Origin of the sequence: Enterobacter sp. A103 (genome assembly GCF_034427535.1) — a bacterium.
In the GTDB taxonomy this organism is placed as follows: Bacteria; Pseudomonadota; Gammaproteobacteria; order Enterobacterales; family Enterobacteriaceae; genus Enterobacter; species Enterobacter asburiae_B.
The window spans coordinates 1-10472 of the sequence record NZ_JAXQPQ010000018.1; the positions used below are offsets into that span (position 1 = coordinate 1).

A 10472-nucleotide genomic window follows, 5' to 3' on the forward strand; every position below is an offset into this window, starting at 1 on the left:
CGGTACCATCGAACTGCCAGAAGGCGTTGAGATGGTAATGCCAGGCGACAACATCAAGATGGTTGTGACTCTGATCCACCCAATCGCGATGGACGACGGTCTGCGTTTCGCAATCCGTGAAGGCGGCCGTACCGTTGGCGCGGGCGTTGTTGCTAAAGTTCTGGGCTAATTAATTATCCCCGAATAAAAAAAGGACGCTTCGGCGTCCTTTTTTGTTTTCTGCCGCTCAGGTACTGTCACAAAATTACGCATTTTTTGCCTGCTCCCGCCCCGTATTGTGGCGTTTGTGCTATTGTAATCATAACCATTCTCACTTACACTTTGCGCATAATTTGAACGGGAGTCTCTATGTACGTTTGTTTATGTAATGGTGTAAGCGACAAGAAAATACGTCAGGCCGTTCGTCAGTTTCAGCCTCAGTCATTTCAGCAGCTACGCAAATTTGTTCCGGTGGGAAATCAATGTGGTAAATGTGTACGTGCTGCGCGAGAGATCATGCAGGACGAATTGATGCAGATCCCGGAATACAAAGAGATCGCGTAAGCGCCCATCTTTTTTTTGACATCCCTGTAGCCCGATCTACGCTTCAATGAGTGGAAGCGGAGGGACTATATAATGAAAGGTGATGTTAAAATCATAAGTTATCTCAATAAATTATTGGGAAATGAGCTTGTCGCAATTAACCAGTACTTTCTTCACGCGAGAATGTTCAAAAACTGGGGGATTAAACGTCTGAACGACGTTGAGTACCATGAATCGATCGATGAAATGAAGCACGCTGATAAATATATCGAGCGTATTTTATTCCTTGAAGGCATTCCAAACCTGCAGGATCTCGGAAAGCTGGGCATCGGAGAAGATGTCGAAGAGATGCTGCGTTCCGACCTCAGGCTGGAACTTGAAGGCGCCAAAGATCTCCGTGAAGCCATTGCCTATGCCGACAGCGTACATGACTACGTTAGTCGCGATATGATGATCCAGATCCTTGCCGATGAAGAAGGTCATATTGACTGGCTGGAAACGGAGCTGGATCTGATTGCTAAAATCGGTCTGCAGAACTACCTTCAGTCGCAGATTAAAGTGGAAGAGTAACCACCGTCTTCCAGCCTACGCATAAACCCGCTGCTGCCAGAAATGGCCCAAAAGGCAGTGGGTTTTTTAATGCTCCCTTATCGCCGGTGAGTAACGAAAACACAAGAATGCTAAGTAGCGCCATAAGTGCAGCGAGTAACGCCAACGTAGGCAGCATGCACCAGCCATGCCACGCGCCAAGCGCCGCCAGGTATTTTACATCGCCGTATCCCATCCCTTCACGCCGGCAGATAAACCGATATCCCCAGTAAATAACGGCAAAGCCGACATATCCAGCCATCGCTCCCACTACTGCACTCGGCAGAAAATCAGGTTGGACACAGAGCTGAAAGAGCAGGCCCGCCCATAGCAACGGGCAGAGAAATTTATCAGGAAGCAGTCCGCAGCGAATATCTGCACGGACGAGAAAGGCAGTCAGCGAAAAATAGACCAGCAAAAAGGGGAGGGTGGTTAACATGGAAAAGGCCTCAAAAGGGTTTGAGCGCATCCTCGCTATAATCGACCTGGTCGGCAATCTATAAAAACGACACTTGCGCAGGGGCTCGAGACAAAGCCTTGAGAAGGGATACATTGCGTAAAAAGTTGCGCGCCCATACGAACACTGCGCCTCTGGCGCTTAATTTCTAAACGGCACTTGCGTCTTGTCCAGATTTACGTATAATGCGCGGGCTTGTCGTAATTGACGGCGGGTTCAATCAGAACCAGAGTAGCTCATTTTGTTACTCAACAATGCTCCCAATTGGGGAGCTACGTAAGAACGGTTACACTCTCCCATCAATCGTAATGGGTTTGAGGAGTAATCATTTTCGTTTATAAAATAATTGGAGCTCTGGTCTCATGCAGAACCAAAGAATCCGTATCCGCCTTAAAGCGTTTGATCATCGTCTGATCGATCAATCAACCGCGGAAATCGTCGAGACTGCTAAGCGCACTGGTGCGCAAGTCCGTGGTCCGATCCCGCTGCCGACCCGCAAAGAGCGCTTCACCGTTCTGATCTCTCCGCACGTCAATAAAGACGCGCGTGATCAGTACGAAATCCGCACTCACAAGCGTCTGGTTGACATCGTTGAGCCAACTGAGAAAACCGTTGATGCTCTGATGCGTCTGGATCTGGCTGCCGGTGTAGACGTGCAGATCAGCCTGGGTTAATCAGGTCATCGAGCGATTGAGAGGTTGATACAATGATTGGTTTAGTCGGTAAAAAAGTGGGCATGACCCGCATCTTCACTGAAGATGGCGTTTCAATCCCAGTAACCGTAATCGAAGTTGAAGCAAACCGCGTTACCCAGGTTAAAGATCTGGCTAACGATGGCTACCGCGCTGTTCAGGTGACCACTGGTGCTAAAAAAGCTAACCGTGTAACCAAACCAGAAGCGGGTCACTTCGCTAAAGCTGGCGTAGAAGCTGGCCGTGGTCTGTGGGAATTCCGTCTTGCTGAAGGCGAAGAGTTCACCGTAGGTCAGGACATTAGCGTTGAGCTGTTTGCTGACGTTAAAAAAGTTGACGTAACCGGTACCTCTAAAGGTAAAGGTTTTGCTGGTACCGTTAAGCGCTGGAACTTCCGTACCCAGGACGCTACCCACGGTAACTCCTTGTCTCACCGCGTTCCGGGTTCTATCGGTCAGAACCAGACTCCGGGCAAAGTGTTCAAAGGCAAGAAAATGGCAGGTCAGCTGGGTAACGAACGTGTGACCGTTCAGAGCCTGGACGTAGTACGTGTTGACGCTGAGCGCAACCTGCTGCTGGTTAAAGGTGCAGTTCCGGGTGCAACCGGTAGCGACCTGATCGTTAAACCAGCTGTGAAGGCGTAAGGGGATAGCAATGGAATTAGTATTGAAAGACGCGCAGAGCGCGCTGACTGTTTCCGAAACTACCTTCGGTCGTGATTTCAACGAAGCGCTGGTTCACCAGGTTGTTGTTGCTTATGCAGCTGGTGCTCGTCAGGGTACTCGTGCTCAGAAGACTCGTGCTGAAGTAACTGGTTCTGGCAAAAAGCCATGGCGCCAGAAAGGTACCGGCCGTGCGCGTTCAGGTTCTATCAAGAGCCCGATCTGGCGTTCAGGTGGCGTGACCTTCGCTGCGCGTCCACAGGACCACAGTCAAAAAGTTAACAAAAAGATGTACCGCGGCGCGCTGAAAAGCATCCTGTCCGAACTGGTACGTCAGGATCGTCTGATCGTTGTCGAGAAGTTCTCTGTTGAAGCGCCTAAAACTAAGCTGCTGGCACAGAAACTGAAAGACATGGCTCTGGAAGATGTGCTGATCATCACCGGTGAGCTGGACGAGAACCTGTTCCTGGCCGCACGTAACCTGCACAAGGTTGACGTACGCGATGCGACTGGTATCGACCCGGTTAGCCTGATCGCCTTCGACAAAGTCGTAATGACTGCTGATGCTGTTAAGCAAGTTGAGGAGATGCTGGCATGATTCGTGAAGAACGTCTGCTGAAGGTGCTTCGCGCACCGCACGTTTCTGAAAAAGCGTCTACTGCGATGGAAAAAACAAACACCATCGTTCTCAAAGTTGCTAAAGACGCGACCAAAGCAGAGATCAAAGCTGCTGTGCAGAAACTGTTTGAAGTCGAAGTCGAAGTCGTTAACACCCTGGTAGTTAAAGGGAAAGTTAAACGTCACGGACAGCGTATCGGTCGTCGTAGCGACTGGAAAAAAGCTTACGTCACCCTGAAAGAAGGCCAGAATCTGGACTTCGTTGGCGGCGCTGAGTAAGTCGGAGGAGTAATACAATGGCAGTTGTTAAATGTAAACCGACATCTCCGGGTCGTCGCCACGTAGTTAAAGTGGTTAACCCTGAGCTGCACAAGGGCAAACCTTTTGCTCCGTTGCTGGAAAAAAACAGCAAATCCGGTGGTCGTAACAACAATGGCCGTATCACCACTCGTCACATCGGTGGTGGCCACAAGCAGGCTTATCGTATTGTTGACTTCAAACGCAACAAAGACGGTATCCCAGCAGTTGTTGAACGTCTTGAGTACGATCCGAACCGTTCCGCGAACATCGCGCTGGTTCTGTACAAAGACGGCGAACGCCGTTACATCCTGGCCCCTAAAGGCCTGAAAGCTGGCGACCAGATTCAGTCTGGCGTTGATGCTGCAATCAAAGCAGGCAACACCCTGCCGATGCGCAATATCCCGGTTGGTTCTACCGTTCATAACGTAGAAATGAAACCAGGTAAAGGCGGTCAGCTGGCACGTTCCGCTGGTACTTACGTTCAGATCGTTGCTCGTGATGGTGCTTATGTCACCCTGCGTCTGCGTTCTGGTGAAATGCGTAAAGTCGAAGCAGACTGCCGCGCTACTCTGGGCGAAGTTGGCAATGCTGAGCATATGCTGCGCGTTCTGGGTAAAGCAGGTGCTGCACGCTGGCGTGGTGTTCGTCCTACCGTTCGCGGTACTGCGATGAACCCAGTCGACCACCCACATGGTGGTGGTGAAGGTCGTAACTTTGGTAAGCACCCGGTAACTCCGTGGGGCGTTCAGACCAAAGGTAAGAAGACCCGCAGCAACAAGCGTACTGATAAATTTATCGTACGTCGCCGTAGCAAATAATTTTAGAGGATAAGCCATGCCACGTTCTCTCAAGAAAGGTCCTTTTATTGACCTGCACTTGCTGAAGAAGGTAGAGAAAGCGGTGGAAAGCGGAGACAAGAAGCCCCTGCGCACTTGGTCCCGTCGTTCAACGATCTTTCCTAACATGATCGGTTTGACCATCGCTGTCCATAATGGTCGTCAGCACGTTCCAGTCTTTGTTACCGACGAAATGGTTGGTCACAAACTGGGTGAATTCGCACCGACTCGTACTTATCGCGGCCACGCTGCTGATAAAAAAGCGAAGAAGAAATAAGGTAGGAGGAAGAGATGGAAACTTTAGCTCAACATCGCCATGCTCGTTCTTCTGCTCAGAAGGTTCGCCTTGTTGCTGACCTGATTCGCGGTAAGAAAGTGTCGCAGGCCCTGGACATCCTGACCTATACCAACAAGAAAGCTGCGGTATTGGTCAAGAAAGTACTGGAATCTGCCATTGCTAACGCTGAACACAACGATGGCGCTGACATCGACGATCTGAAAGTCGCGAAAATTTTCGTAGATGAAGGCCCAAGCATGAAGCGCATTATGCCGCGTGCGAAAGGTCGTGCAGATCGCATCCTGAAGCGCACCAGCCACATTACTGTGGTTGTGTCCGATCGCTGAGACTCTGGAGACTAGCAATGGGTCAGAAAGTACATCCTAATGGTATTCGCTTGGGTATTGTAAAACCATGGAACTCTACCTGGTTTGCGAACACCAAAGAATTCGCTGACAACCTGGACAGCGATTTTAAAGTACGTCAGTACCTGACTAAGGAACTGGCTAAAGCGTCTGTATCTCGTATCGTTATCGAGCGTCCAGCGAAGAGCATCCGTGTGACTATTCACACTGCTCGTCCTGGCATCGTTATCGGTAAGAAAGGCGAAGACGTAGAAAAACTGCGCAAGGTCGTAGCGGATATCGCTGGCGTTCCTGCACAGATCAATATCGCTGAAGTTCGTAAGCCTGAACTGGACGCTAAATTGGTTGCTGACAGCATCACTTCACAGCTGGAACGTCGTGTTATGTTCCGTCGTGCTATGAAGCGTGCTGTACAGAACGCAATGCGTCTGGGCGCTAAAGGTATTAAAGTTGAAGTTAGCGGTCGTCTGGGCGGCGCGGAAATCGCACGTACCGAATGGTACCGTGAAGGTCGCGTACCGCTGCACACTCTGCGTGCTGACATCGACTACAACACCTCTGAAGCGCACACCACTTACGGTGTAATCGGCGTTAAGGTATGGATCTTCAAAGGTGAGATCCTGGGTGGTATGGCTGCTGTTGAACAACCGGAAAAACCGGCTGCTCAACCTAAAAAGCAGCAGCGTAAAGGCCGTAAATAAGGAGCGTCGCTGATGTTACAACCAAAGCGTACAAAATTCCGTAAAGTGCACAAAGGCCGCAACCGTGGTCTGGCGCAGGGTACGGATGTTAGCTTCGGCACTTTCGGTCTGAAAGCTGTTGGCCGTGGTCGTCTGACTGCACGTCAGATCGAAGCAGCACGTCGTGCAATGACCCGTGCAGTTAAGCGTCAAGGTAAGATCTGGATCCGTGTATTCCCGGACAAACCGATCACCGAGAAGCCACTGGAAGTTCGTATGGGTAAAGGTAAAGGTAACGTGGAGTACTGGGTTGCCTTAATCCAACCGGGCAAAGTCCTTTATGAAATGGACGGTGTTCCGGAAGAGCTGGCCCGTGAAGCCTTCGGCCTGGCAGCAGCGAAACTGCCTATCAAAACCACCTTTGTAACTAAGACGGTGATGTAATGAAAGCAAAAGAGCTGCGTGAAAAAAGCGTTGAAGAGCTGAACGCTGAGCTGCTGAACCTGCTGCGTGAGCAGTTCAACCTGCGTATGCAGGCTGCAAGTGGCCAGCTGCAACAGACTCACCTGCTGAAGCAAGTGCGTCGCAATGTTGCACGCGTTAAGACTTTACTGACTCAGAAGGCGGGTGCGTAATGACCGATAAAATCCGTACTCTGCAAGGTCGTGTTGTTAGCGACAAAATGGAGAAATCCATTGTTGTAGCTATCGAACGTATTGTGAAACACCCGATCTACGGTAAATTCATCAAGCGTACGACCAAACTGCACGTACATGACGAGAACAACGAATGTGGTATCGGCGACAAGGTTGAAATCCGTGAATGCCGTCCACTGTCCAAGACTAAGTCCTGGACGCTGGTTCGCGTTGTAGAGAAAGCGGTTCTGTAATACAGTACGCCTTCTCAATACGAATAAACGGCTCAGCGATGAGCCGTTTATTTTTTCTACCCATATTGCAGAAGCGGTGTTATAATGCCGCGCCCTCGATATGGGGCTTTTTAACGGCTCTGATTTTAGAGTCTCAGGTAGTAGTTGACATTAGCGGAGCACTAAAATGATCCAAGAACAGACTATGCTGAACGTCGCCGACAACTCCGGTGCACGTCGCGTAATGTGTATCAAGGTTCTGGGTGGCTCGCACCGTCGCTACGCAGGCGTAGGCGACATCATCAAGATCACCATCAAGGAAGCAATTCCACGTGGTAAGGTCAAAAAAGGTGATGTGCTGAAGGCGGTAGTGGTGCGCACCAAGAAGGGTGTTCGTCGCCCTGACGGTTCTGTCATTCGCTTCGATGGTAATGCATGCGTTATTTTAAACAATAACAGCGAGCAGCCTATCGGCACGCGTATCTTTGGGCCGGTAACTCGTGAACTTCGTACTGAGAAGTTCATGAAAATTATCTCTCTGGCACCAGAAGTACTCTAAGGAGCGAATCATGGCAGCGAAAATCCGTCGTGATGACGAAGTTATCGTGTTAACCGGTAAAGATAAAGGTAAACGCGGTAAAGTAAAAAATGTTCTGTCTTCCGGCAAACTTGTCGTTGAAGGTATCAACCTGGTTAAGAAACATCAGAAGCCGGTTCCGGCCCTGAACCAACCAGGTGGCATCGTTGAAAAAGAAGCTGCTATTCAGGTTTCTAACGTTGCAATCTTCAATGCGGCTACCGGCAAGGCTGACCGTGTAGGCTTTAGATTCGAAGACGGCAAAAAAGTCCGTTTCTTCAAGTCTAACAGCGAAACTATCAAGTAATTTGGAGTAGTACGATGGCGAAACTGCATGATTACTACAAAGACGAAGTAGTTAACAAACTCATGACTGAGTTTAACTACAATTCTGTCATGCAAGTCCCTCGGGTCGAGAAGATCACCCTGAACATGGGTGTTGGTGAAGCGATCGCTGACAAGAAACTGCTGGATAACGCAGCAGCTGACCTGACAGCAATCTCCGGTCAAAAACCGCTGATCACCAAAGCACGCAAATCTGTTGCAGGCTTCAAAATCCGTCAGGGCTATCCGATCGGCTGTAAAGTAACTCTGCGTGGCGAACGCATGTGGGAGTTCTTTGAGCGCCTGATCACTATTGCTGTTCCACGTATCCGTGACTTCCGTGGCTTGTCCGCTAAGTCTTTCGACGGTCGTGGTAACTACAGCATGGGTGTCCGTGAGCAGATCATCTTCCCAGAAATCGACTACGATAAAGTCGACCGCGTGCGTGGTTTGGATATTACCATTACCACTACTGCGAAATCTGACGAAGAAGGCCGTGCTCTGCTGGCTGCCTTTGACTTCCCGTTCCGCAAGTAAGGTAGGGTTACTGAATGGCTAAGCAATCAATGAAAGCACGCGAAGTAAAGCGCGTAGCTTTAGCTGATAAATTCTTCGCTAAACGCGCTGAACTGAAAGCGATCATTTCTGATGTGAACGCTTCCGACGAAGATCGTTGGAATGCGGTTCTCAAGCTGCAGTCTCTGCCGCGTGATTCCAGCCCGTCTCGTCAGCGTAACCGCTGTCGTCAAACAGGTCGTCCACATGGTTATGTGGGCAAGTTTGGGTTGAGCCGTATCAAACTGCGTGAAGCCGCCATGCGCGGTGAAGTGCCAGGCTTGAAAAAGGCTAGCTGGTAATTACCAATTGAATCACGGGAGTAAAGACAGATGAGCATGCAAGATCCGATCGCGGATATGCTGACCCGTATCCGTAACGGTCAGGCCGCGAACAAAGTTGCGGTCACCATGCCTTCCGCCAAGCTGAAAGTGGCAATTGCCAACGTGCTGAAGGAAGAAGGTTTTATCGAAGATTTTAAAGTTGAAGGCGACACCAAGCCGGAACTGGAACTTACTCTTAAGTATTTCCAGGGTAAAGCTGTTGTAGAAAGCATTCAGCGTGTCAGCCGCCCAGGCCTGCGCATCTATAAGAAAAAAGATGAGCTGCCAAAAGTTATGGCTGGTCTTGGTATCGCAGTTGTTTCTACCTCTAAAGGTGTTATGACTGATCGTGCAGCGCGCCAGGCTGGTCTTGGTGGCGAAATTATCTGCTACGTAGCCTAATCGGAGGAAAGAATGTCTCGTGTTGCTAAAGCACCGGTCGTTATTCCTGCCGGCGTTGATGTAAAAATCGACGGTCAGGTTATTACGATCAAAGGTAAAAACGGCGAGCTGACTCGTACCCTCAACAAAGCTGTTGAAGTTAAACATGCAGATAACGCTCTGACCTTCGGTCCACGTGATGGTTTCGTGGATGGATGGGCTCAGGCTGGTACCGCGCGTGCCCTGCTGAACTCAATGGTTGTTGGTGTTACCGAAGGCTTCACTAAAAAGCTTCAGCTGGTTGGTGTAGGTTATCGTGCAGCTATCAAAGGGAATGCAGTAGGCCTGTCTCTGGGCTTCTCACACCCTGTTGAGCATCCGCTGCCGGCCGGTATCACTGCAGAATGTCCGACTCAAACTGAAATCGTGCTGAAAGGCGCTGATAAACAGCTGATCGGTCAGGTTGCAGCAGATCTGCGCGCCTACCGTCGTCCTGAGCCTTACAAAGGCAAGGGTGTTCGTTACGCCGACGAAGTCGTGCGTACCAAAGAGGCTAAGAAGAAGTAAGGTAACACTATGGATAAGAAATCTGCTCGTATCCGTCGTGCGACCCGCGCACGCCGCAAGCTCAAAGAGCTGGGTGCAACTCGCCTGGTGGTACATCGTACCCCGCGTCATATTTACGCACAGGTAATTGCACCGAACGGTTCTGAAGTTCTGGTAGCTGCTTCTACTGTAGAAAAAGCTATCTCAGAACAATTGAAGTACACCGGTAACAAAGACGCCGCTGCAGCTGTAGGTAAAGCTGTTGCTGAACGCGCTCTGGAAAAAGGCATCAGCAATGTTTCCTTTGACCGTTCCGGGTTCCAATATCATGGTCGTGTCCAGGCACTGGCAGATGCTGCCCGTGAAGCTGGCCTTCAGTTCTAAGGTAGAGGTGTAAGATGGCTCACATCGAAAAACAGGCTGGCGAACTGCAGGAAAAGCTGATCGCGGTAAACCGCGTATCTAAAACCGTTAAAGGTGGTCGTATTTTCTCCTTCACAGCTCTGACTGTAGTAGGCGATGGTAACGGTCGCGTTGGTTTTGGTTACGGTAAAGCGCGTGAAGTTCCAGCAGCGATCCAGAAAGCGATGGAAAAAGCCCGTCGCAATATGATTAACGTCGCGCTGAACAACGGTACCCTGCAACACCCAGTTAAAGGTGTTCACACGGGTTCTCGTGTATTCATGCAGCCAGCTTCAGAAGGTACCGGTATCATCGCCGGTGGTGCAATGCGCGCCGTTCTGGAAGTTGCTGGGGTTCATAACGTTCTGGCCAAAGCATATGGTTCCACCAACCCGATCAACGTGGTTCGTGCAACTATTGATGGCCTGGAAAATATGAATTCTCCAGAAATGGTCGCTGCCAAGCGTGGTAAATCCGTTGAAGAAATTCTGGGGTAATT

General features: G+C 50.1%; 22 protein-coding genes and 1 pseudogene. 22 read left to right on the plus strand and 1 reads right to left on the minus strand.

Features of this window, described 5'->3' with window-relative positions:
- The 3 genes and pseudogenes from tuf to bfr all read left to right on the plus strand — a co-directional run.
- Positions 1-169: pseudogene (tuf, locus tag SPH27_RS22270) on the plus strand (elongation factor Tu); the annotation flags it as partial.
- A 179-nt stretch (positions 170-348) separates the two neighbouring features.
- Positions 349-543, plus strand: a complete 195-nt coding sequence (gene bfd / locus SPH27_RS22275; RefSeq protein ID WP_008503493.1) for a bacterioferritin-associated ferredoxin — start codon at positions 349-351, stop codon at positions 541-543.
- Positions 544-615: 72 nt separating this feature from the next.
- A complete protein-coding gene (bfr, locus tag SPH27_RS22280) occupies positions 616-1092 on the plus strand; it encodes a bacterioferritin (RefSeq protein ID WP_182072988.1) in 477 nt (158 codons plus the stop codon).
- Here the strand turns inward: bfr and SPH27_RS22285 are convergent.
- On the minus strand, positions 1076-1549 hold the full coding sequence (locus SPH27_RS22285) for a prepilin peptidase (protein ID WP_033146787.1): 474 nt from the start codon (positions 1547-1549) through the stop codon (positions 1076-1078). The genes bfr and SPH27_RS22285 overlap by 17 nt on opposite strands.
- 380 nt (positions 1550-1929) lie before the next feature.
- Between SPH27_RS22285 and rpsJ the strand changes: the two genes are divergently transcribed.
- The 19 genes from rpsJ to rpsE all read left to right on the plus strand — a co-directional run bounded on the left by rpsJ (position 1930) and on the right by rpsE (position 10470).
- Positions 1930-2241, plus strand: a complete 312-nt coding sequence (gene rpsJ, locus SPH27_RS22290) for a 30S ribosomal protein S10 (protein WP_001181005.1) — start codon at positions 1930-1932, stop codon at positions 2239-2241.
- A 32-nt stretch (positions 2242-2273) separates the two neighbouring features.
- Positions 2274-2903: a 50S ribosomal protein L3 gene (gene rplC / locus SPH27_RS22295; protein ID WP_006178923.1), complete on the plus strand. Its 630-nt coding sequence runs from the start codon at positions 2274-2276 to the stop codon at positions 2901-2903.
- A 10-nt stretch (positions 2904-2913) separates the two neighbouring features.
- On the plus strand, positions 2914-3519 hold the full coding sequence (gene rplD / locus SPH27_RS22300) for a 50S ribosomal protein L4 (RefSeq protein ID WP_000424395.1): 606 nt from the start codon (positions 2914-2916) through the stop codon (positions 3517-3519).
- Positions 3516-3818, plus strand: a complete 303-nt coding sequence (gene rplW, locus SPH27_RS22305) for a 50S ribosomal protein L23 (protein WP_000617546.1) — start codon at positions 3516-3518, stop codon at positions 3816-3818. The genes rplD and rplW overlap by 4 nt, the downstream gene beginning before the upstream one ends.
- Before the next feature lie 17 nt (positions 3819-3835).
- Positions 3836-4657, plus strand: coding sequence for a 50S ribosomal protein L2 (rplB, locus tag SPH27_RS22310; protein ID WP_000301859.1), 822 nt, complete (start codon positions 3836-3838; stop codon positions 4655-4657).
- Between the two features lie 16 nt (positions 4658-4673).
- Positions 4674-4952, plus strand: a complete 279-nt coding sequence (gene rpsS / locus SPH27_RS22315; protein ID WP_001138117.1) for a 30S ribosomal protein S19 — start codon at positions 4674-4676, stop codon at positions 4950-4952.
- Positions 4953-4966: 14 nt separating this feature from the next.
- Positions 4967-5299, plus strand: a complete 333-nt coding sequence (gene rplV / locus SPH27_RS22320) for a 50S ribosomal protein L22 (RefSeq protein WP_002919773.1) — start codon at positions 4967-4969, stop codon at positions 5297-5299.
- 17 nt (positions 5300-5316) lie between these two features.
- Positions 5317-6018 carry a 30S ribosomal protein S3 gene (rpsC, locus tag SPH27_RS22325; RefSeq protein ID WP_000529945.1) on the plus strand — a complete coding sequence of 234 codons (702 nt, stop codon included), beginning with the start codon at positions 5317-5319 and terminating at the stop codon, positions 6016-6018.
- Between the two features lie 12 nt (positions 6019-6030).
- A complete protein-coding gene (gene rplP / locus SPH27_RS22330; protein ID WP_002919759.1) occupies positions 6031-6441 on the plus strand; it encodes a 50S ribosomal protein L16 in 411 nt (136 codons plus the stop codon).
- On the plus strand, positions 6441-6632 hold the full coding sequence (gene rpmC, locus SPH27_RS22335) for a 50S ribosomal protein L29 (protein WP_003863282.1): 192 nt from the start codon (positions 6441-6443) through the stop codon (positions 6630-6632). The genes rplP and rpmC overlap by 1 nt, the downstream gene beginning before the upstream one ends.
- Entirely contained in the window at positions 6632-6886 is a 255-nt protein-coding gene (gene rpsQ, locus SPH27_RS22340; protein ID WP_008503489.1) for a 30S ribosomal protein S17, read from the plus strand. Before rpmC ends, rpsQ begins: the two co-directional genes overlap by 1 nt.
- Positions 6887-7052: 166 nt before the next feature.
- Positions 7053-7424 (plus strand): 50S ribosomal protein L14, encoded by a 372-nt coding sequence (rplN, locus tag SPH27_RS22345; RefSeq protein ID WP_002919748.1) that lies wholly within the window; start codon positions 7053-7055, stop codon positions 7422-7424.
- A gap of 10 nt (positions 7425-7434) precedes the next feature.
- On the plus strand, positions 7435-7749 hold the full coding sequence (gene rplX, locus SPH27_RS22350) for a 50S ribosomal protein L24 (protein ID WP_003863287.1): 315 nt from the start codon (positions 7435-7437) through the stop codon (positions 7747-7749).
- A 14-nt stretch (positions 7750-7763) separates the two neighbouring features.
- Positions 7764-8303 carry a 50S ribosomal protein L5 gene (gene rplE / locus SPH27_RS22355; RefSeq protein ID WP_001096206.1) on the plus strand — a complete coding sequence of 180 codons (540 nt, stop codon included), beginning with the start codon at positions 7764-7766 and terminating at the stop codon, positions 8301-8303.
- A gap of 14 nt (positions 8304-8317) precedes the next feature.
- Positions 8318-8623 carry a 30S ribosomal protein S14 gene (gene rpsN / locus SPH27_RS22360; protein WP_003863291.1) on the plus strand — a complete coding sequence of 102 codons (306 nt, stop codon included), beginning with the start codon at positions 8318-8320 and terminating at the stop codon, positions 8621-8623.
- A gap of 30 nt (positions 8624-8653) precedes the next feature.
- Positions 8654-9046, plus strand: a complete 393-nt coding sequence (gene rpsH / locus SPH27_RS22365) for a 30S ribosomal protein S8 (protein WP_006178918.1) — start codon at positions 8654-8656, stop codon at positions 9044-9046.
- A gap of 12 nt (positions 9047-9058) precedes the next feature.
- Positions 9059-9592, plus strand: a complete 534-nt coding sequence (gene rplF, locus SPH27_RS22370; protein ID WP_003863296.1) for a 50S ribosomal protein L6 — start codon at positions 9059-9061, stop codon at positions 9590-9592.
- A gap of 9 nt (positions 9593-9601) precedes the next feature.
- Complete coding sequence (gene rplR / locus SPH27_RS22375; protein WP_003863297.1) at positions 9602-9955, plus strand: 50S ribosomal protein L18; 354 nt, start codon at positions 9602-9604, stop codon at positions 9953-9955.
- 14 nt (positions 9956-9969) lie between these two features.
- The gene (gene rpsE / locus SPH27_RS22380) at positions 9970-10470 is read left to right on the plus strand and encodes a 30S ribosomal protein S5 (RefSeq protein WP_003863299.1); all 501 of its coding nucleotides are present in this window, start codon (positions 9970-9972) and stop codon (positions 10468-10470) included.
- The last annotated feature ends 2 nt before the right edge of the window (positions 10471-10472 follow it).

What these genes read in the sequence shown, in the direction of transcription:
- bfd (WP_008503493.1), top strand. Translation starts at nt 349, where the DNA reads ATGTACGTTTGTTTATGTAATGGTGTAAGCGACAAGAAAATACGTCAG.
- bfr (WP_182072988.1), top strand. Translation starts at nt 616, where the DNA reads ATGAAAGGTGATGTTAAAATCATAAGTTATCTCAATAAATTATTGGGA.
- SPH27_RS22285 (WP_033146787.1), bottom strand. Translation starts at nt 1,549, where the DNA reads ATGTTAACCACCCTCCCCTTTTTGCTGGTCTATTTTTCGCTGACTGCC.
- rpsJ (WP_001181005.1), top strand. Translation starts at nt 1,930, where the DNA reads ATGCAGAACCAAAGAATCCGTATCCGCCTTAAAGCGTTTGATCATCGT.
- rplC (WP_006178923.1), top strand. Translation starts at nt 2,274, where the DNA reads ATGATTGGTTTAGTCGGTAAAAAAGTGGGCATGACCCGCATCTTCACT.
- rplD (WP_000424395.1), top strand. Translation starts at nt 2,914, where the DNA reads ATGGAATTAGTATTGAAAGACGCGCAGAGCGCGCTGACTGTTTCCGAA.
- rplW (WP_000617546.1), top strand. Translation starts at nt 3,516, where the DNA reads ATGATTCGTGAAGAACGTCTGCTGAAGGTGCTTCGCGCACCGCACGTT.
- rplB (WP_000301859.1), top strand. Translation starts at nt 3,836, where the DNA reads ATGGCAGTTGTTAAATGTAAACCGACATCTCCGGGTCGTCGCCACGTA.
- rpsS (WP_001138117.1), top strand. Translation starts at nt 4,674, where the DNA reads ATGCCACGTTCTCTCAAGAAAGGTCCTTTTATTGACCTGCACTTGCTG.
- rplV (WP_002919773.1), top strand. Translation starts at nt 4,967, where the DNA reads ATGGAAACTTTAGCTCAACATCGCCATGCTCGTTCTTCTGCTCAGAAG.
- rpsC (WP_000529945.1), top strand. Translation starts at nt 5,317, where the DNA reads ATGGGTCAGAAAGTACATCCTAATGGTATTCGCTTGGGTATTGTAAAA.
- rplP (WP_002919759.1), top strand. Translation starts at nt 6,031, where the DNA reads ATGTTACAACCAAAGCGTACAAAATTCCGTAAAGTGCACAAAGGCCGC.
- rpmC (WP_003863282.1), top strand. Translation starts at nt 6,441, where the DNA reads ATGAAAGCAAAAGAGCTGCGTGAAAAAAGCGTTGAAGAGCTGAACGCT.
- rpsQ (WP_008503489.1), top strand. Translation starts at nt 6,632, where the DNA reads ATGACCGATAAAATCCGTACTCTGCAAGGTCGTGTTGTTAGCGACAAA.
- rplN (WP_002919748.1), top strand. Translation starts at nt 7,053, where the DNA reads ATGATCCAAGAACAGACTATGCTGAACGTCGCCGACAACTCCGGTGCA.
- rplX (WP_003863287.1), top strand. Translation starts at nt 7,435, where the DNA reads ATGGCAGCGAAAATCCGTCGTGATGACGAAGTTATCGTGTTAACCGGT.
- rplE (WP_001096206.1), top strand. Translation starts at nt 7,764, where the DNA reads ATGGCGAAACTGCATGATTACTACAAAGACGAAGTAGTTAACAAACTC.
- rpsN (WP_003863291.1), top strand. Translation starts at nt 8,318, where the DNA reads ATGGCTAAGCAATCAATGAAAGCACGCGAAGTAAAGCGCGTAGCTTTA.
- rpsH (WP_006178918.1), top strand. Translation starts at nt 8,654, where the DNA reads ATGAGCATGCAAGATCCGATCGCGGATATGCTGACCCGTATCCGTAAC.
- rplF (WP_003863296.1), top strand. Translation starts at nt 9,059, where the DNA reads ATGTCTCGTGTTGCTAAAGCACCGGTCGTTATTCCTGCCGGCGTTGAT.
- rplR (WP_003863297.1), top strand. Translation starts at nt 9,602, where the DNA reads ATGGATAAGAAATCTGCTCGTATCCGTCGTGCGACCCGCGCACGCCGC.
- rpsE (WP_003863299.1), top strand. Translation starts at nt 9,970, where the DNA reads ATGGCTCACATCGAAAAACAGGCTGGCGAACTGCAGGAAAAGCTGATC.